Below are 19,120 nucleotides of genomic sequence, written 5' to 3'. Positions count from 1 at the left end.
GGACGCGCCCCCGCCTACGCCGCCGCGGGGGCGGGGGCGGGGTCCCCGCCGCTGCCCGAGCCGGTACGGCGGGCCGCCGAGGCCCGGCTGGACCGGCTGGACGGCGCGGGCCGGGCCGTGCTGATGGCCGCGGCGACGCTCGGCGCCGGCTGCACCGCGCCGGCCGTGGCGCGCCTGCTCGACTGGGCTCCCGCCCGGGCCACGGCGCTGCTGCGCACCCTGACCCGGGAGGACCTGCTGCGGCCCACCGCGCACGGCGGGTACGCCGTCGTGGATCCGGCCCTGCGCCGGGTCGCCTACGAGCGGCTGCCCCGGACCGTCCGCGCCGAGTTCACCCGCCGGGCCGCGCAGTGGCCGGCGGCGCGGGGCGGCGCCGCGGAGGAGGAACTCCCCGGTCGGACGGTCCTGGGGCGTACCGCCCGCGAGGCGGCGCCCGGACGCGGCGGCTTCGGCCGGCCCGCCCGCCCGCGTCTCCTGGCCTCCACCGGGGCGGGGCTCGTCGGCGCCGGGTGGACCCGGCCGGCCGTCGGGGACGGCGGATCCATCGCGGTCCATCGTGGAGCAGGCGCTCGGTCGGCGGTCGTCGCCGGCCCGGGAGCGGGGCGCTCGCCGGCCCGGACCGGCGCCCGGGCGGGCCGGGCCTCGGATCATCCAGGCACCGAAGACCTGACCGCCCCCGAGCCGACCGGGCATGCGGCCGCCTTCGCCCGGAACAGCCTGGTCGGGAGGCCGGCCACCGCCGGCCGGGCCGGCCCGGCCACCAATCCGGCCACCGCCGGTTGGGCCGGCCTGGGCGCGGATCCGGCCACCGCCGGTCGCCCCGGCCTGGTCGAAGAGCGCGCCGCAGCCGCCCGGATCGGCCTGGTGCGGAAGCCAACCGTCCCCTTCCCGGTCGGTGGCGGGGTCGGCCCGACGGGCGACCCGGGGCGGGTCGGGCCGGCCGCCGGTCGGACCGGCCTCGACCGGGCGGGCGCATCGCCGCGCGGCGCGACGGTCCCGGCCGTACCCGCGATCCCCGGCACGATGCGGCTGGCCCTGGTGCCGCCGCCCGGACGGACGGTGCCGCCGCCGGGCGGCCACTTACCGGTCGGCGGGGTCGCCCGGCCGGGCGGCCCCGCCGACGACGGGCGGACCGGACGGGGCCGGATCGCCCCCACGGCGGCGGACCGGACGCGCCGCGGCGACCGGCCGGCCCGACGGCGGCCCGCCGGGCCGGGACGGGTCGCCGTGGCCCCGGTACCGCGCGCCGCCTGAGCACGGGCCGCGAAGGTCGGGGGCTGGAGTGTCAGGCCGCGGCCGGACCGGTCGGCTGTCCGGCGGGAAGGAAGGCCAGCATCCGCTGCCAGGTCCGCTCGGCAGCCACCGGGTCGTGGTCGGGCACGTCCGGGTCGGTGAAGAGGTGCCCCGCGCCCGGGTAGCGGAACACCTCCAGCCGCGCCCCCGCGTCGGTCATCGCCCGCCGCCACTCGTCCAGCTCGTCGGGCGGCTCGTACCCGTCGGGGTCGGCCAGGTGCAGCTGCACCGGCAGACCGGCCCGCACGCCGGCCGGGTCGCCGCCGGTGCCGTGCAGCAGGAGCAGGGCGGCGGTGTGCGGCCGCTCCGCCAGCAGCGCGCCGGCCACCCCGGCCCCCATCGACCAGCCGGCGAGCACGGTGTCGGGCGGCAACGGGTCCACCGCCGCCCGGGCCCGCCGCAGCACCTCGTCCTGGCCCACCGCCGCCAGCAGGGCGAAGCCCTCCTCGACGGTGTCGACCGGCGGCCGGCCGTACAGGTCGGGGGTGGTGACCTGGTGCCCGGCGGCGCGCAGCCGGTCGGCGGCGGTCAGCACGGCGGGCCGCAGTCCGTACACGGAATGGAAGAGCACGACGTGTCCCATCGGGACATCGTGCCGGAGAGCCGGGCCGGACACGTGGTGCCGCGCGGCCAGCCGCCGGCCTACCGGGCCAGGGTGTGGCTGCGGCCCCGGAACTCGGCGACCACCTCGTCGCCCCGGGAGACGGTCACGTCGTAGATCCCGCTGCGGCCGTAGCGGCTCCGCTCGGTGGCGCGGGCGGTGAGCAGGTCACCCTCGCGGACCGGACGGAGGAAGGTGATCTCACCGCCGGCGGCGACGGTGGCCGGCCCGTGGCTGTTGCAGGCCAGCGCGAAGGCCGTGTCGGCGAGGAGGAAGACGAAGCCGCCGTGGCCGATGGCGTGCCCGTTGAGCATCGCCGCCGTCACCCGCATCCGGGCCACCGCGGCGCCGTCGCCGGCGGAGACCAGCTCGATGCCGAGGCCACGCGAGGCGACGTCGGCGTCGAACATGTCGTGCGCGGCGGTCCGTCCCGGCGTCACCGTGCCGTGCTCCCCCATCTCAGCCCGCCCGCCGGTGGTCGACGATCCGGCGCATCTTGCCCATCGAACGCTCCACCCCGTCCGGCGCGATCACCTGCACGGCGACGCTCACCCCGATGGTGTTCCTGACCAGCTCGACCAGGGCGGCGCCGGCCCGCTCGGCCGACTCCGGAGTCACGCCGGGGCGACGCTCCACCCGCACCGTGAGGGTGTCCAGCCGGCCCTGCCGGTCCAGCACGCACTGGAAGTGCGGGGACAGCTGCGGCGTACGCAGGATCAGCTCCTCGATCTGGGTGGGGAAGACGTTCACCCCGCGCACGATCATCATGTCGTCGGTCCGTCCGGTGATCTTCTCGATCCGGCGCATCGGCCGCGCGGTGCCGGGCAGCAGGCGGGTGAGGTCCCGGGTGCGGTAGCGGACCACCGGCATGGCCTCCCGGGTCAGCGAGGTGAGCACCAGCTCACCCCGCTCACCGTCGGGCAGCACCGCCCCGGTGACCGGGTCGATGATCTCCGGATAGAAGTGGTCCTCCCACAGGTGCGGCCCGTCCTTGGTCTCCACGCACTCGTTGGCCACGCCGGGTCCCATCAGCTCGGAGAGGCCGTAGATGTCCACCGCGTGCATGTCGAGCCGCCGCTCCATCTCGTGGCGCATGTCCTCGGTCCACGGCTCGGCCCCGAAGATGCCGACCTGGAGCGAGGTGGCGCGCGGGTCGATCCCCTGCCGCTCCATCTCGTCCACGATGGCCAGCAGGTAGCTGGGGGTGACCATGATGACCTCGGGGGCGAGGTCGCGGATCAGCATCACCTGCCGCTCGGTCATCCCGCCGGAGACGGGGATGACCGTGCAGCCCAGTTCCTCGGCCCCGTAGTGGGCGCCCAGGCCGCCGGTGAAGAGGCCGTAGCCGTACGCGACGTGCACCCGGTCGCCGGGACGGCCGCCGGAGGCGCGGATCGAGCGGGCCATCAGCCGGGCCCAGGTGTCCAGGTCCTGCCGGGTGTAGCCGACCACGGTGGGGCGGCCGGTGGTGCCGGAGGAGGCGTGCAGCCGGGCGATCCGCTCCCGGGGCACGGCGAACATGCCGAACGGGTAGTTCTCCCGCAGCTCGGCCTTGCCGGTGAGCGGGAACCGGGCCAGGTCGGCCAGGTCCCGGCAGTCGTCCGGGTGCACGCCGAGCGTCTCGAACGCGCGCCGGTAGTGCGGCACGTTGTCGTACGCGTGCCGCAGCGACCACCGCAGCCGGTCCAGTTGCAGCGCCCGCAGCTCGTCGACGCCGGCCCGCTCGATCGGCTCCAGCTCCTCCGGACGAGGGGTGCGGTCCTGCATCGATGCCTCCTGCACGTCACGGCGGAGCGGGGTGACGGGGTCACCCGCCGACGCGTCCGGGCCGCCACGCCCCCGATCTTGGTACCGTACGCCCGCCCGGGGCGCGGCACCACCGGCGGCCCGGACGGCCGACGGCCCGGCGGTCAGACGGTGAGCAGCGCCTTGCCGATCGCCGCGCGCTCCTCCAGTGCGCGGTGCGCCTCGGACGCCCGGTGCAGCGGGTACGTCTGCCCGATCAGCGGCGTGACGCGGCCCGCCGCCGCGGCGTCGAGCGCGGCCCGCAGGTGCCGGCGGGCCTGATCGGGCGGGAACCGGAGGTCCGCGATGCCGGTGACGGTGATCCCCCGGGCCCGGGTCGCCTCGCGGTCGGGCACCGCGAACTCGCCGGCGGGGGTGCCGTGTGCGGAGAAGCGTCCCCCGTCGAGGAGCAGGTCGAAGGCCGCCCGGCCGTAGTCGCCTCCGGCCCCGTCGAGGACCACGTGCACGCCGCCCGTCGCCGCGCGGACCTGTTCCGTCCAGTCCGGCTCGGCGTAGTCGACCACCACGTCGGGGGCGAACCGGCGCAGCGCGTCCAGTTTCGCCGGGCCCCGGGCCGCCGCGACGACCACGCCCCCGCGGGCGCGCACCTCCTGCACCAGCAGGGCGCCGAGGCCGCCGGCGGCGGCGGTGACGAGCACCCGGTCACCGCCGCGTACCGGCACCAGATCGAGCAGGCCGAACGCGGTCGCGCCGTCGTGCAGCAGCGCCGCCGCGTCGGGCAGCGACACCCCGTCGGGGACCGGCACGATCCCCTCCGCCGGCACTACGGCCCGCTCCAGGTAGCCGCCCCGCTCGTCGGTGCGGGTGACCACCCGCCGGCCGGCCCAGCCGGGGTCGACGCCCGCTCCGACCGCGCCCACCGTGCCCGCCACCCCCACCCCCGGGCGGTACGGCGGCCGGACGGGAAAGTACGCGCCGCCGTGGCCGCGCCGGATCATCGTCTCGACCCAGAGCACGTCCGCGACGGCCACCTCGACCAGGACCTCCCCCGGCCCGGGCGCCGGCTCCGCCGCCTCGGTCAGGGTCAGCACCTCCGGACCGCCGAACCTGGTCACCTCGATCAACCGCATGTCAACCTCCTGTGCTCGTCGTGTGCGTCGAGCTTCGGAGGTGAAGTCGGGTTGAGGTCAACGGGGCGGGCGCGGTGACACGCCGCACGTGTCAAAGGTTTCGTGGGTCCAGGTTCCGCTCGCGCAGCAGTGCGTCCAGCTTGGCCTCGATCCGCTCGTCGGACTCACGGGACTGCGAGGAGCCCCAGTAGTAGAACAGGGCCAGGCCGGCGGCCTGCCAGATCAGCTGGAGGAACTCGGACTGCCAGTTCTCGAAGGTGGAGGCGAGGAACTGCGGCAGGAACTCGCTCCAGGCGAAGGACTCTCCGTGCTGGCTCGCCTCGTTGCTCTGCACCACGGCCTGGAAGACGAACTGGCCGACCCAGGAGAGCAGGAACAGCGCTCCGGTGACCAGCGCGAAGGCGTACGCCTTCGGCCACCTGGGTTTGCGGAACGGCGGCCCACCGTCCCGCGTGCCGTGCCCGCGCGCACCGCGACCGCCCCCCGCAGACCCGGAACCGCGCGCCTCCGACGCCGTTGTGGTCTCGGCCATCACGAACCCCCTCTCGACGAAACCGCTGGTCGGGCCCATGCCCCGGCCCCGCTGCGTCGAAACGGCGCCCCGGCGCGTCGCGTCGATCCGGCGCCGTTCGCCGGAGCTGCGTCGAATCCGCCGGCAACGACGAGGAAGCTACGACGGTTGTTCCGCGTCGCCGGGCCAGGCCGCGCGACAGTGGGACCGGCCGTGCGGGGGCGATAGGCTGACGGGCCGCGCCGCGCGGGTTCGTCCGGGGCCGGCGGTCGCACCCCTGGCGGCGAGCCTGGTGGGAGGGGACGTGTCCGGACCGGAGCGGCGCGTCGACCCCGACGTCGACCTGCGGGTGGCCGCCGACCGGGGCGAGGTGGCCGCCCGGCCGCGCGCGGTGCTCGGCGCGGTCGCCGCCGGCGGGGCCCTCGGCGCGCTGGCCCGCGCCGGCGTGCAGCACGCGCTCCCGCATCCCGCCGCCGGGTTTCCGTGGGCGACGTTCGCCGTCAACCTCACCGGCTGCTTCCTGATCGGCGCGCTGATGGCGGCCCTGCCCCGTCTCGGCACCGGCCGGCCGCTGCTGCGCCCCTTCCTCGGCGTGGGCGTGCTCGGCGGCTACACCACCTTCGCCACGTATGCGGTGGACGTGCACTCGGTGTTCCGGGCGGGCGCCCCGGTCACCGCCCTGTCGTACCTGGCCGCGACGGTGCTCGGGGCGCTCGCCGCGGTGTGGGCGGGCGACGCGCTCGTCGGGCGGCTGCTCGGGAGGCACCCGTGACCGTCCTGCTCATCGCGCTCGGCGCGGCCGTGGGGGCGCCGCTGCGCTACCTCACCGACCGGGCGGTGCAGGCCCGGCTCGGCTCGTCCTTCCCGTGGGGGACCCTGACGGTCAACGTGGTGGGCTCGCTGCTGCTCGGGTTCCTGGTGGGACTGCCGGTCGGCCCGGGGCTCGGCGCACTGCTCGGCACGGGCCTGTGCGGGGCGCTGACCACGTACTCCACCTTCGGCTACGAAACGCTGCGGCTGGTCCGCGCGGGCGGGCGGCTGCGCGCCCTCGCCAACGTCGCCCTGAGCGTCACGGCCGGCCTGTGCGCCGCCGCCGCGGGCCTGACCCTCGCCCACACCCTCACCCCCTGACCCCCCACCCCCCTGACCTGTCGATCACTCAGTTGTGGTGCCCGGAGTGTGGGGTTCAGCGATGTTTCAATCCACCACAACTCCATGATCGAGGCTGGCGCCCGTGCCGACGCCGGGGTGTGGGGGCGGGGGTGGGGGCGGTCGGTGGGTGGTGTGGAAGGTGCGGGCGGCTTCGGCAAGTTGCCGACACGCATGAAAGAAGGCGACTCTATCTCGAAGAATTTGCACAAGAACAGCTCTCCCGGACGCAGGATACCGCCCCGCCCAGGGCTCGCCACCACGACAAGGCGCTCGCCGCTGGCGGCCGGCCTCCCGATGGCGCTCGGCCGGGGCACCTTCAGCAGCCAGGGTGGATCTCCGCCCCGACACGTCCCTCCGGCTCGGCGGTGCTGCAAGTAATACACAAAGAGGTGCTTGAATATTTGCAGCTGATGGAAATAACATCGCCGCACCGTCTCGTCTCCCCCCGACGGCTACCGCGGACGCGACGGAGCTTTCCGCGCGGCGTCGATGACGGTCGTCGGACACCTCGGAGAAGGATCACGCGATGACTCGAACGACAGGACAGCCGGGCGGACCGGCACGCCGGCTGGCGGCAGCGGCGGCAGTGCTGGCAGCCGTCATGGCCGGCAGCGTGACCGGCGGGGCCGGGGTGGCCCGGGCCGGAGGTCACGTACCCGCGAACCCGGCCCCGGTCGTCACCCGGGCCGCTCTCGACCCGTCGCTGACCGTGGGCCGGGGCGCCGACGTCGCCTTCCTGGAGCAGGAGGCGGAGAACGCCGCGACGAACGGCACGCTGATCGGCCCGAGCAGGACGCCGTACTCGCTGGCGTCGGAGGCGTCCGGTCGTCGGGCGGTCCACCTGACGCCGGGACAGTACGTCGAGTTCACGCTGCCGGCCGCGGCCAACGCGATCACCGTCCGGTACAGCATCCCGGACGCGCCCACCGGCGGCGGCATCACCGCTCCCCTGGACGTCTCGGTCGACCGCCGCCACGCCAGGACCATGACGCTCACCTCGCAGTACGCCTGGCTGTACAACCAGTACCCGTTCTCGAACGACCCCACCGCCGACCTGCTCCACCCCGACTGGTGGATCACCGAGTGCTCCTGCGTCCCCGCCGCCACCACCCCGACCCCGACGATCACCAAGCCGTTCCGCCCGCACCACTTCTACGACGAGCAGCGCCTGCTGCTGGGTAGGACCCACTCGGCCGGCAGCGTGGTGCGGCTCACCGCCCCGGCCGGACGCGCCGCCCCGTGGACGGTGATCGACCTGCTCGACTCGGAGCTGGTCGGGCCGCCGCGCGTCGCGCTGGCCGCGGCGAACGTGCTGGCGTTCGGCGCGGACCCGACCGGCCGGCGCGACTCCGCTGACGCCCTGGACCGGGCGATCGCCTTCGCCCGGCGCGCGCACCTGAAGGTCTACCTGCCGCCCGGCACCTACCAGGTGAACCGGCACATCCTCGTCGACGACGTCACCATCGAGGGCGCCGGCAACTGGTACACGGTGATCAAGGGCCGGGAGGCCGCGCTGAGCACCCCGGCTCCGGACGGCTCGGTGCACACCGGGGTGGGGTTCTACGGCCGGGACGCCTCGGTGGGCGGCAGCAGGAACGTCCACCTGTCCGGCTTCGCGATCGAGGGCGACGTGCGCGAGCGCATCGACACCGATCAGGTGAACGGCATCGGCGGCGCGATGAGCCACAGCAGCATCGACGGTCTCTACCTGCACCACACGAAGGTGGGGCTCTGGTTCGACGGGCCGATGACGGACCTGAGAATCACCAACAACATCATCGTCGACCAGATCGCGGACGCGTTGAACTTCCACACCGGCGTGACCGACTCGGTGGTGCGGAACAACTTCGTCCGGAACACCGGCGACGACGGCCTCGCGATGTGGTCGGAGAAGACCGGCAACGCCCGCAACACCCTGGACCGCAACACCGTACAGTCGCCCGTCCTGGCGAACGGCATCGCCGTCTACGGCGGCACGGACAACACCATCTCCCGCAACCTCATCGCCGACCCGGTCCGCGAGGGAAGCGCCATCCAGGTGGGGTCCCGGTTCGGTGCCGAGCCGTTCACCGGGCAACTCCGGATCACGGAGAACACCACGGCCCGCGCCGGCACCTACGAACTGAACTGGAAGATCGGCCTCGGCGCCATCTGGTTCTACGCCCTCGACCGGAACATCGACGCGGACATCCAGGTGGTCGGCGACCATTACCTCGACAGCACCTACAACGCCATCATGCTGGTCAGCGACTGGCCGGTGAAGGACCGTTACTCGATCACGAACGTCCACTTCAGGGACATCCGGGTCGACGGCACGGGAACCTCCGTGGTGAGCGCCCGATCGGCGGGGTCGGCGTCGTTCGCGAACGTCGACGCGCGCCACGTGGGTGCGGTCGGCGTCAACAACTGCGGGTCATTCAACTTCACCCCTGCCGGATCCGAGTTCAGCCTGACCGACCTCGGCGGGAACGACGGCGGGTGGCTCGCCGCCTGGCAACTGCCGAACACCATCACCTGTAACGACCGGCCGCCGGTGGTGGCACCCCCGCCGCCCGCCGCCTGGTAAGGGCCGCCGGTTCGACACCGGCCGGTCAAGCGCCGTACGCCCAGCACCACTTGCGGCGTGTCGGTTTGTCCCGCCCGCGGGAGACACCGACACGCCGCAAAGCGGGTGATCATGACGCCGCTCGGAAAACCGGAAACACTCTTGACAAAAAGAGCGTCATCGACGACCTTCGTTGTGAGAGCGCTCTCCGGCTCTGTCCCGGCAGCCCGTTCCGCATCGCAGGAGGTACCGTGGGACTACTGTCGCGTGTCCTCGCTCCCGTCGTCGCCGCGCTGACGATCGTCAGTCTCGTCCCCAACGCGAGCGCCGCCAACACCTCCCCACAGCCCGACCCGACCACCGGCGCCACGACACCGGCGGGGCTGCCCACCGAGCTGGTGGCCGCGCTGCGGCGCGACCTCGGCCTGACCGACACACAACTCGATCAGCGGTTGCGGCGGGAGGCGGCGGCACCGGTCGTGGAACAGCGGCTGCGCTCCCGGCTCGGCCCGACCTTCGCCGGCGCCTGGCTCGCCCCGGACAGCCGTCGCCTGACCGTGGCCGTGACAGATCCCTCGGTCGCCGCCGTCGTGACCAGCGAGGGCGCGCAGCCACGGGTGGTGACCCGCAGCGAGGAGACCCTGCGGTCACTGCGGAGCAGGCTCGATCGGAGTCGGACCAGGACCGACCCCCGCCGCGTCTTCGGTTGGCACGTCGACGTACCGAGCAACAGCGTGGTCGTGACCGCCGCGCGGGGAGCCGCCGCCGAAGCGCGGGCGTTCGCGCGTTCGAGTGGGCTCGCCGGCAACGTCGTCCGCGTGGTCGAGACCAGCGCCGCGCCCCGCCCCCTGTACGACATCCGCGGCGGCGACCAGTACGTGATCAACGGGAACACGTTGTGCTCGGTGGGATTCGCGGTGGCCGGCGGCTTCGTCACGGCCGGGCACTGTGGCCGCACCGGCAGTCCGACGCTCGGGTTCAACAACGTCGCCCAGGGCACGTTCGCCGGCTCGTCGTTCCCCGGCAACGACTACGGCTGGGTCCGCACCAACGGCGACTGGACGCCCCGCCCGTGGGTCAACAACCACTCCGGCGGCAACGTGGCGGTGACCGGCTCGCAGGACGCGGCGATCGGCAGCTCGGTCTGCCGTTCCGGGCGCACCACCGGATGGCGGTGCGGCACCATCCTCGGTCGCGAGGAGACCGTCAACTACCCCCAGGGCGCGGTGTACGGGTTGACCCGCAGCAACGCCTGCGCCGAGGGCGGCGACTCCGGCGGCGCCTGGCTCTCGGGCAACCAGGCCCAGGGCGTCACGTCCGGCGGATCCGGCAACTGTTCCACCGGCGGCACCACCTGGTTCCAGCCGGTCCACGAGATCCTCGGCGTCTACGGCCTGTCCCTGGTCACCACCGGCGGCGGCGAGCGGATCATCAGCAACTGGAACAACCGGTGCGTCGACGTGCCCAACTCGAACTTCGCCGACGGCGTGCCCCTGCAGACCTGGACCTGCAACGGCACCGCCGCCCAGGCCTGGACCCTCACCGGCGGAACGCTGCGTACGCAGAACAACAAGTGCATGGACGTCGCCTGGGGCTCCACCGCCAACGGCGCCGCCATCCAGATCGTCACGTGCAGCGGCAACCCGGCCCAGCAGTTCGTCCTCTCCCCCGCCGGCGACCTGGTCAACCCGCAGGCCGACAAGTGCGTCGACATCAGGGACTGGAACAACTCCGACGGCGCCCGCCTGCAGCTGTGGGAGTGCACCGGCGGCGCGAACCAGAAGTGGCGCCGCGGCTGACAACCGCCCCTACCCCGCCCCCCACCTCACCGCCGAGGAGTCCGCCGTGTCCATGTCCCGACTCGTACGACCGCTGGCACGTGCGTCGGTCGCCGTCATCGCCCTCGCCGCCACCCTGGCGCTTCCGTCACCACCCCACCGAGCCGAGGCCGCCATCGGCGCCATCAGCTGGCAGGACGAGTTCAACGCCCCCGCCGGCGCACCCGTCGACCGGAACAGGTGGCGGTTCGACATCGGTGGCGGCGGCTGGGGCAACAACGAGCGGCAGTACTACACCGACAGCACCAGCAACGCCGTCCACGACGGCCAGGGCAACCTGGTCATCACCGCCCGCCGCGAGAATCCCGCGAACTACCAGTGCCACTACGGCCGCTGCGAGTACACCTCCGCCCGACTGCTGACCGCCGCGACGTTCACTCAGGCGTACGGCCGGTTCGAGGCCCGCATCAAGATCCCCCGCGGCCAGGGCATCTGGCCGGCCTTCTGGATGCTCGGCGACAACCTGGGCAGCGTCGGCTGGCCCAACTCCGGCGAGATCGACATCATGGAGAACGTCGGCAAGGAGCCCAACACCGTCTACGGCACCGTCCACGGACCCGGCTACTCCGGCGGCGGGGGCATCACCGGCAGTCGCACCCTGCCTCAGCCGCTCGCCGACGCCTTCCACACCTACCGGGTCGACTGGGAACCCAACTCCATCGTCTGGTACCTCGACGGCGTCGAGTTCCACCGGGTCGACCCCGGCCGGCTCGGCGGCAACCGCTGGGTCTTCGACCACCCCTTCTTCCTGATCCTCAACGTGGCGGTGGGTGGCTACTGGCCCGGCTACCCGGACGCCACCACCCAGTTCCCGCAACAGATGCTCGTCGACTACGTCCGGGTGTCCCACCACACCCCCGGAGACGGCAACCCGGCCCCGGGCACCACCCGCCTCCGGGGTGCGCACAGCGGCCGGTGCGTCGACATCCCCGGCGCCGACCCGGTGGACGGCGCCAAGTTGCAGATCTGGGACTGCAACACCACCGCGGCGCAGGCCTGGACCTTCGCGGCCGACGGCACGATCCGCGCGATGGGCAAGTGCATGGACCCCGCCTGGGCCGGCACCGGCAACGGCACCGAGGTCAACCTCGTCACCTGCAACGGCAACCCCGCGCAACGCTTCACCCTCACCGCCGCCGGCGACCTGGTCAACCTGAACGCGAACCGATGCGTCGACGTCCGGGACTGGAACCCGAACAACGGCGGCAAGCTGCAACTCTGGGAATGCACGGGCGGCGCCAACCAGAAGTGGTCGCGCGCCTGACTTCGCCCCACCGTCACCGGGGCGGGCCGCGCCGCCCCTCACCAGCCCGAGGAGTCCTCGTGAGCATCCGAAGAAAGCTGCTGGCCACCCTCTCCGCCCTGGTCGCCGCCCTCCCGGCGATCGTCCTGGCCTCCCCCGCCCACGCCGTCGGTCCGGCGGTGCTGCCCGTCACGGTCACCAACAGCACCGGCCGGGGCGACGCCGTCCACCTGTACGTCATCGGCATCCACCTCGCCAGCAACCGCCTCGGCTACGTCGACCAGGGCGGCACGTTCATCCCGTGGACCGGCGGCCAACTCCCGCCGTCGCCCGCACCGGACGCGTCGATCCCCGGCCCCGGCAACGGCGGCACCACCACCATCCGGTTCCCCCGCGGATTCTCCGGCCGCGTCTACTTCTCGTTCGGCGAGAAACTCAAGTTCTTCCTGACCCCCGACGGTCTGGTACAACCCGCGCCGTGGGCCGCCGGCGACGCCAACCGCGACATCCTGTTCGACTGGAGCGAGTTCACCTACAACGACGCGGGGCTCTGGCTCAACAGCTCGCAGGTCGACATGTTCGCCGTGCCGCACGCGGTGACCGTCACCGGCGCCAACGGCGTCACCAAGCGGACCGGCGACGTCGTCGACAACGGCCGCAACGCCATCATCGACGGCATCCGCGCCCAGGCCGGCTGGGCGAACACCGTGCACGCCCGGTCCGACGGCACCGTGTTGCGCGTGCTCGCACCCGGCAAGGCCGCCGGTGCGGGCCTGCTCAGCGCCACCTACCTCGACTCCTACATCGCGTCGGCCTGGAACGCGTACACCACCAGGACGCTGACCGTGGTGCCGTTCGCCGACCGGCCCGACATCCGCTACCAAGGGCGGACCTTCGGCAATGTCATGCGGTTCACCAACAGCGCCGGCCAGGTGGTCGCCTCGTTCAACCGGCCCTCGTCGGCGAGCGTCTGGGGCTGCGACGGCGACCTGCCCGCCCCCAACGACCTGGTGGTCGGTCCGATCTCCCGCACGCTCTGCGCGGCGCTCAACCGGGGCACGCTCGGCACCGTCGACACCCAACCCAGCCTCAACGCCGCCGAGTTCTACCGCAACAACCCGACGAACCACTACGCCCGCGTCATCCACGCCAACATGACCGACGGCAAGGCGTACGCGTTCGCCTTCGACGACGTCGGCGCCTTCGAGTCGCTGGTCCACGACGGCGATCCCCGCGCGGCCGGTCTCATCCTGAGCCCGTTCGGTTCCGGCGGCGGCGGACCGGGGAACCCGAGCGTGGCGGTGCCCGTGCTGAGCAACTGGAACAACAAGTGCGTCGACGTGCCCAGCGCGAACTTCGTCGACCGGGCGCCGTTGCAGATGTGGGGCTGCAACGGCACCGACGCGCAGAAGTGGACGTTCACCGGCAACGCGGTGCAGAGCCGGAACAACAAGTGCATGGACGTCGACGGCGGCTCGACCCAGAACGGCGCCGCGGTCCAGCTCTACGCGTGCAACGGCAGCGGTGCGCAGCAGTTCACCCTCAACGCGGCCGGAGACCTGGTCAATCTCCAGGCCGACAAGTGCGTGGACATCAAGGACTGGAACGGCGACGACGGGGCGAGGCTCCAGCTCTGGGAGTGCGCGGGCACCGCCAACCAGAAGTGGCGCAAGGGCTGACCCGACCGGCAGCCGAACTCGGCGGGCCCGCACCCACGGCGGGGTGCGGGCCCGCGTGGCGCAGCGCCTCAGCTCGCGTCGCCGGGCGTTCCGGTCCCGGCCGGGTGCCCGTCGCCGGCCGTGCGCAGCGCCACCACCGGACCCACCACGAACACCGCGGGCGGACGGACCCCGGCCCGCTCCGCGAGCCCACCGACCTGATCCAGCCGGCTCGACAGCGACCACTGCGCCGGATGCCCGGCGTCCTGCACCACCAGCACCGGGGTGTCCGGGGCCCGGCCGTACTCGACCAGCACCGCCGCGATCTTCGCGATCGTGTCCACCGCCATCAGCAGCACCAGGGTGCCCCGGCCCCGGCCCAGCGCCGGCCAGTCGACCAGCGACTCCGGGTGGTCCGGCGGCAGGTGCCCGGAGACCACGGTGACGTCGTGCGCGACGCCCCGGTGGGTCACCGGCACCCCGGCCAGGGCCGGCGCGGCGATGGCGCTGCTCACCCCCGGCACCAGCACCGTCGGCACCCCGGCGGCCGCGCAGGCCAGGACCTCCTCGTGGCCCCGGCCGAAGACGTACGGGTCACCGCCCTTGAGCCGGACCACCCGCCGGCCGGCGCGGGCGTGCGCCACCAGGGTCTCGTTGATGGTGTTCTGCCCCATCGACGGGCCGCGGGGCACCTTCGCCGCGTCGACCACCAGCACGCCGGGGCGCAGTCCGGCGAGCAGGCCCCGCGGGGCGAGGCGGTCGGCCACCACCACGTCCGCGGCGTCCAGCAGCTCCTTCCCCCGTACCGTGATGAGGTCGTCGGGGCCGGGGCCGCCACCGACGATCGCGACCTGACCGGGACGCAGGCCCGGGCCGTGGTGATGGTGGTGCGGGCCGTGGTGATGGTGGTGGCCGTGGCCGCCGACCGGGTCGTCGGGGTGGTCGTGCGGGGTCTGCGGCCGGCCCAGCTTGTCCGCGAAGCCCGGCATCAGCACCCGGTACGCGCAGGTGTCGCAGTTCATCCGGATGTCCCCGCGCCGCGCCTCGGCGTGCCGTTCGAGGACGAGGTCGGCGAGGGCGTCGCAGTCGCCGATCAGGTCCGCCACCCGCACGTCGAGGTCGGGATGGGCGGCGGCGAACTCGGCCGACCGGGCGGCGATCCGGTCCGGCAGCACCCCGGCGAAGAGGAAGTACGGCGCGACCACGATCCGCCGGGCCCCGAGCCGGCGCAGCCGCTCCAGCACCGCCGGCACGGACGGCTCGGCCAGGGAGACGAAGCCCGGTTCGACGCCGGCGTAGCCGCGGCCCTCCCAGAGCAGCCGGGCCACCTTGGCCACCTCGGCGTTGGCGTCCGGGTCGGTGGAGCCGCGGCCGATCAGCGCCACCCAGGTGCCGGCCCGGTCGTCGCCGCCGAGCGCGGCGTCGATCCGCTCCTCCAAGGCGGTGTGCAGCAGCGGGTGCGGGCCGAGCGGGCGGCCGTACCGGTAGGTCAGGCCCGGGTGGCGCTCCTGCTCCCGGGCCATCGCGGCCGGGATGTCGCCCTTGCCGTGCCCGGCCGCGGTGAGCACCAGCGGCAGCGCGACCAGGGACCGGTGTCCCCGGCCGACGAGCGCGCCGACCGCGTCGGTCAGCGGTGGGCGGGACAGCTCGATGAAGCCGCCCTCGACGTCGGCGACATCACCGCCGGCCCGCCGCCGAACCCGGTCCACCAGCGCGGTGAACTGGTCGACCCCGGCGGCGCTGCGCGTGCCGTGGCCGACGATGACCAGCGCGGTCATGCCTCCTCCTCCTGGTAGAGCAGCGCGTTGAGGGCGGCGGCGGCGACCGCCGAGCCGCCCTTCTCGCCGACGTTGGACACGGCCGGCAGGCCGCTGGCCCGCAGCGCCGCCTTCGACTCGGCGGCGCCGACGAAGCCGACCGGCAGCCCGACCACCAGGGCCGGCGCCGCGTCCAGGGTGAGCAGTTCCGCCAGCGCGGTGGGCGCGCAGCCGACCACCCAGACCGCGCCCGGCCCGACCCGGTCCAGGGCGATCCGGACGGCGGCGGCCGAGCGGGTCAGCCCGGCCTCGCGGGCCAGGTCGGCGGCGGCCGGCTCGGCGACCGGGCAGACCGGCTCCCGCCCGGCGCGGGTGATCCCGGCGGCGACCATCCACACGTCGGTGACGATCGGCGCGCCGGCGCGCAGCGCGGCCAGCGCACCGGTCAGGGCGTCCTCGTCGCAGACCAGGTCGGTGGCGTAGGCCAGGTCGGCGCTGGCGTGCACCACCCGCTCGGTGACCGCCCGGGTCAGCGGCGGCAGGTGGCTCAGGTCGACCCGTTCCCGCAGGATCCGGTACGACTCCCGCTCGATCGGGTGGACGGCGCGGGTCACGGCTGGGCCTGCCCGTAGCGGCGGTCGTGGCCGCGCAGCTTCCACAGCGCCACCGCGCCACCCCAGGCCAGCGCGAAGAGCACCACCACGACGTAGCCGAGCTGCTCGAAGTGGTCACCGATCGCGGCGTACCCGGCCAGCGCGGTCAGGCCGAGCCGGTCGACCAGCAGGCCGGCCAGGTAGACGCTGGCGACCAGCCCACCGACGAGCACGGTCATCCCGGTGGTGGCGAGGTTGTACCAGAGTCGCCGGGCCGGCTGCCGGTACGCCCAGGAGTACGCGCGGGTCATCAGCAGGCTGTCCGCGGTGTCCATGGCCGACATCCCGGCGGCGAAGAGCAGCGGCAGGGTGAGCAGGGCGAGCACGGGCAGTCCCCCACCGGCGGCGGTGCTGGCCGACAGCGACAGCAGGGTGACCTCGCTGGCGGTCTCCAGGCCCAGGCCGAAGAGGAAACCGACCGGGGCCATGTGCCAGGAGGAGCGCACCAGGGACCGGGCCCGGGAACCGAGGATCCGGTGCATCAGGCCCCGGTTGACCAGCAGCAGGTCCAGCTCGGACTCCTCCAACGCGCCGGCGCGCAGCCGCCGCCAGAGCCGGGCCAGCCCGGCCAGCACCACCGCGTTGAGCCCGGCCACCAGCAGCAGGAACCCGGCGGCGGCGGCCGCGGCGACCACGGCGCCGACCTCGCGGGCGCCGGCGAGGTCCTGGTCGCTCATGCTGGCCGAGGCGAGTCCGATCACCAGGGACAGCAGCAGCACCACCGCGCTGTGCCCGAGGGCGAAGAAGAAGCCGACGCCGACGGCGCGGCGGCCGCGCAGCAGCATCAGCCGGGTGGTGTCGTCGATGGCGGCGATGTGGTCGGCGTCGAAGGCGTGCCGCACCCCGAGCACGTACGCGAGGGTGCCGGCGCCGGCCAGCCCGCCGGCCGCGGCGGGCTGGTTGTTCCAGTACAGGTAGAGCGTCCAGCCGGCGACGTGCAGGGCGGCGACGGCGAGCACGACGCCGCCGAGGCGTACCCGTTCGGCGCGGCTCCACCGGCCCACCGGGGCCGCGGCGGTGCTCGGGGTCGTGGTCATCGTTCTCCTCGAGGGTCGGGGTGGCCGGCGGGCGGTGCGCCGCCGACTCCGGTGACGCGAATGGCGTCCACCGGGCAGATCTCCAGGCACTCCAGGCAGCCGGTGCACCGGTCGGCGCGGACGGTCAGCCCGCCGGGAGTGGGTCGGATCGCGTGCGTGGGGCAGGTGAGCAGGCAGGCGCCGCAGCCCTGACAGGCGCCGACGGTCACCGGCGCCGGCGCGGTGGTCACGGTCGCCACCGGTAGCCGCGCGGGGTCACCATCCGGCCGGCGACCAGCCGGGTCCGGCTGCTGCCGACGACCACCACGCTGTACATGTCGACCACCGTCGGGTCGAGGGTCTCCAGGGTGGCCAGGTGCACCCGCTCGCCGTCCCGGCTGGCGTTGCGTACCACCCCGACCGGGGTCGACGGCGGGCGGTGCGCGGCGAACGTGGCCAGCGCCGCGCCGAGCTGCCAGTCCCGGGCCCGGCTGCGCGGGTTGTACAGCAGCGCGACCAGGTCTCCCTCGGCGGCGGCGGTGACCCGCCGGGCGATGACCTCCCAGGGGGTGTGCAGGTCGGACAGGCTCAGGTAGACGTGGTCGTGCCCGAGCGGGGCGCCGAGCAGCGCGGACGCGGCCAGCCCGGCGGTCACCCCGGGCACCCCGACCACGTCGATCCGCTCGTCGGCGTACTCCAGCGCGGGGCTGGCCATCGCGTACACCCCGGCGTCGCCGGAGCCGATCAGCGCGACGGCGTGGCCGGCGACGGCCTCGGCGACGGCGGCGCGGGCGCGTTCCTCCTCGGCGCCGAGCCCGCTGGCGAGCACCCGGGTGCCGGGCCGGAGCAGGTCGCGGACCTGGTCGACGTACTGGTCGAGGCCGACGACCACGGCGGCCCGGCGCAGCTCGGCCACCGCGCGCGGGGTGCGCAGGTCGGCCGCGCCGGGGCCGAGGCCGACGATCGCCAGCCGGCCGCGCGGGGCGTGCCGGGCGACCGCGACCGTCGCCATCGCCGACGCGGTCTTCGGCACCAGCAGCGTCCCGCCGCCGCGCAGCGCGGCGGCCTCCGCGACGCTGGGCGTGCCGACCGCGGCGCGGACCACCTCGCTGGGGTGCGGCACGTCGACCGCGGCCAGCTCCGCCGCCGCGGCGGTCTCCAGGGGTACGCCGAGAGCGCGGGCGGTGTCCACGATGCCCGCCTCGTCGGCCTTGACGTCGATGCTGGCCAGGCAGCGCAGGCTGGCCGGGCTCAGGCCGGCGTCGGCCATCACCCGGCGCAGCAGCCCGGCCACCTCGGCGGCGGGCACGTCACGGCTGGCGCCGATCCCGGCGACCAGCGACGGCGGGCGCAGCACGGCGGTCCGCCCGTCCAGCGGCACCAGCCGGTCGGTGACCAGCAGCCGGTACCCGCCGTCGGCGGCCTCCCCGGCGGATGGGTCGGCCGGCGGCTGGCGGGTGACGTTCTCCGGCAGGGCGGGCAGCGGCCAGGTGGCGTCGGTGACCAGCCGGACCGGCTCGCCGTCGAGGATCGCCCGGCTCACCGCCGCCACCGCCCCCTCGACCGGCCAGCCGAGGGTGTCCAGGCCGGGCAGGTCGACCGCGTCGGTGGCGGTGGTGACCACCGGCCGGGCGTCGAGCAGCGCGCCGACCCGGGCGGCGAGGTCGTTGGCGCCGCCGGTGTGCCCGCCGAGCAGGGCCACCGCGTGCCGGGCGGCCTCGTCGACCACGACCACCGCCGGGTCGGTGCGCTTGTCGTCGAGCAGCGGCGCGAGGATCCGCACCACCGCCCCGGTGGCCAGGAAGGCCACCACCGCGTCGCACTCCGTCCAGGCGGTCCGCAGCGCGTCGGCGACGGTCTCGCCGTCGACCGGACGGGCGTGCGGCCAGGCGGCGGCGAGGGTACGGGCGTGCCGGTGGCCGGCGGCGGTGGCCGCGACGAGTCCGATCTGCTGCACGGGCGCTCCTGGGGGATTCG

General features: G+C 74.5%; 16 protein-coding genes and 1 pseudogene. 7 read left to right on the top strand and 10 right to left on the bottom strand.

Annotated elements, in window-relative coordinates:
* A pseudogene (locus V6U79_RS09950) lies at positions 1-1,254 on the top strand (hypothetical protein); the annotation flags it as partial.
* Positions 1,255-1,285: 31 nt separating this feature from the next.
* Here V6U79_RS09950 and V6U79_RS09945 read toward each other — a convergent pair.
* From V6U79_RS09945 to V6U79_RS09925, 5 genes are all read right to left on the bottom strand, one after another.
* Entirely contained in the window at positions 1,286-1,876 is a 591-nt protein-coding gene (locus tag V6U79_RS09945; protein ID WP_334522147.1) for a dienelactone hydrolase family protein, read from the bottom strand.
* Positions 1,877-1,935: 59 nt separating this feature from the next.
* Positions 1,936-2,304 carry a hydroxyphenylacetyl-CoA thioesterase PaaI gene (gene paaI / locus V6U79_RS09940; RefSeq protein WP_334522352.1) on the bottom strand — a complete coding sequence of 123 codons (369 nt, stop codon included), beginning with the start codon at positions 2,302-2,304 and terminating at the stop codon, positions 1,936-1,938.
* A gap of 49 nt (positions 2,305-2,353) precedes the next feature.
* Positions 2,354-3,661, bottom strand: coding sequence for a phenylacetate--CoA ligase PaaK (gene paaK / locus V6U79_RS09935; RefSeq protein WP_334614388.1), 1,308 nt, complete (start codon positions 3,659-3,661; stop codon positions 2,354-2,356).
* A gap of 143 nt (positions 3,662-3,804) precedes the next feature.
* Positions 3,805-4,770, bottom strand: a complete 966-nt coding sequence (locus V6U79_RS09930; protein WP_334614387.1) for a zinc-binding dehydrogenase — start codon at positions 4,768-4,770, stop codon at positions 3,805-3,807.
* Between the two features lie 91 nt (positions 4,771-4,861).
* Positions 4,862-5,302, bottom strand: a complete 441-nt coding sequence (locus tag V6U79_RS09925) for a DUF6766 family protein (protein WP_334522155.1) — start codon at positions 5,300-5,302, stop codon at positions 4,862-4,864.
* Positions 5,303-5,573: 271 nt separating this feature from the next.
* Here V6U79_RS09925 and V6U79_RS09920 point away from each other — a divergent pair, with 271 nt between their 5' ends.
* The 6 genes from V6U79_RS09920 (at position 5,574) to V6U79_RS09895 (ending at position 13,738) form a co-directional block, all read left to right on the top strand.
* On the top strand, positions 5,574-6,053 hold the full coding sequence (locus tag V6U79_RS09920; protein ID WP_334614386.1) for a fluoride efflux transporter FluC: 480 nt from the start codon (positions 5,574-5,576) through the stop codon (positions 6,051-6,053).
* A complete protein-coding gene (gene crcB / locus V6U79_RS09915) occupies positions 6,050-6,412 on the top strand; it encodes a fluoride efflux transporter CrcB (RefSeq protein WP_334522161.1) in 363 nt (120 codons plus the stop codon). The genes V6U79_RS09920 and crcB overlap by 4 nt, the downstream gene beginning before the upstream one ends.
* A gap of 547 nt (positions 6,413-6,959) precedes the next feature.
* Positions 6,960-8,999, top strand: a complete 2,040-nt coding sequence (locus V6U79_RS09910) for a glycosyl hydrolase family 28-related protein (RefSeq protein ID WP_334614385.1) — start codon at positions 6,960-6,962, stop codon at positions 8,997-8,999.
* Positions 9,000-9,238: 239 nt separating this feature from the next.
* Positions 9,239-10,777 (top strand): ricin-type beta-trefoil lectin domain protein, encoded by a 1,539-nt coding sequence (locus tag V6U79_RS09905; protein WP_442933762.1) that lies wholly within the window; start codon positions 9,239-9,241, stop codon positions 10,775-10,777.
* A 52-nt stretch (positions 10,778-10,829) separates the two neighbouring features.
* Positions 10,830-12,080, top strand: a complete 1,251-nt coding sequence (locus tag V6U79_RS09900) for a family 16 glycosylhydrolase (RefSeq protein ID WP_334522355.1) — start codon at positions 10,830-10,832, stop codon at positions 12,078-12,080.
* A gap of 59 nt (positions 12,081-12,139) precedes the next feature.
* Positions 12,140-13,738, top strand: coding sequence for a beta-1,3-glucanase family protein (locus tag V6U79_RS09895; RefSeq protein ID WP_334614384.1), 1,599 nt, complete (start codon positions 12,140-12,142; stop codon positions 13,736-13,738).
* A 68-nt stretch (positions 13,739-13,806) separates the two neighbouring features.
* Here the strand turns inward: V6U79_RS09895 and cobA are convergent, their stop codons facing one another.
* From cobA to cobJ, 5 genes are read right to left on the bottom strand one after another with little or no spacing between them, the layout of a single operon-like run.
* Positions 13,807-15,495, bottom strand: coding sequence for a uroporphyrinogen-III C-methyltransferase (gene cobA / locus V6U79_RS09890; protein WP_334614382.1), 1,689 nt, complete (start codon positions 15,493-15,495; stop codon positions 13,807-13,809).
* A complete protein-coding gene (locus V6U79_RS09885) occupies positions 15,492-16,088 on the bottom strand; it encodes a precorrin-8X methylmutase (protein WP_334522173.1) in 597 nt (198 codons plus the stop codon). Before V6U79_RS09885 ends, cobA begins: the two co-directional genes overlap by 4 nt.
* Positions 16,085-17,164 (bottom strand): HoxN/HupN/NixA family nickel/cobalt transporter, encoded by a 1,080-nt coding sequence (locus V6U79_RS09880; protein WP_334614381.1) that lies wholly within the window; start codon positions 17,162-17,164, stop codon positions 16,085-16,087. Before V6U79_RS09880 ends, V6U79_RS09885 begins: the two co-directional genes overlap by 4 nt.
* Complete coding sequence (locus tag V6U79_RS09875; protein ID WP_442933760.1) at positions 17,161-17,394, bottom strand: DUF362 domain-containing protein; 234 nt, start codon at positions 17,392-17,394, stop codon at positions 17,161-17,163. The genes V6U79_RS09880 and V6U79_RS09875 overlap by 4 nt, the downstream gene beginning before the upstream one ends.
* Complete coding sequence (gene cobJ / locus V6U79_RS09870) at positions 17,391-19,100, bottom strand: precorrin-3B C(17)-methyltransferase (RefSeq protein ID WP_334614377.1); 1,710 nt, start codon at positions 19,098-19,100, stop codon at positions 17,391-17,393. The genes V6U79_RS09875 and cobJ overlap by 4 nt, the downstream gene beginning before the upstream one ends.
* Positions 19,101-19,120: the final 20 nt, after the last annotated feature.

The sequence above is a fragment of the Micromonospora psammae genome, assembly GCF_036902725.1.
GTDB lineage: Bacteria > Actinomycetota > Actinomycetes > Mycobacteriales > Micromonosporaceae > Micromonospora.
This window is presented reverse-complemented; position numbering and strand designations above follow the sequence as displayed.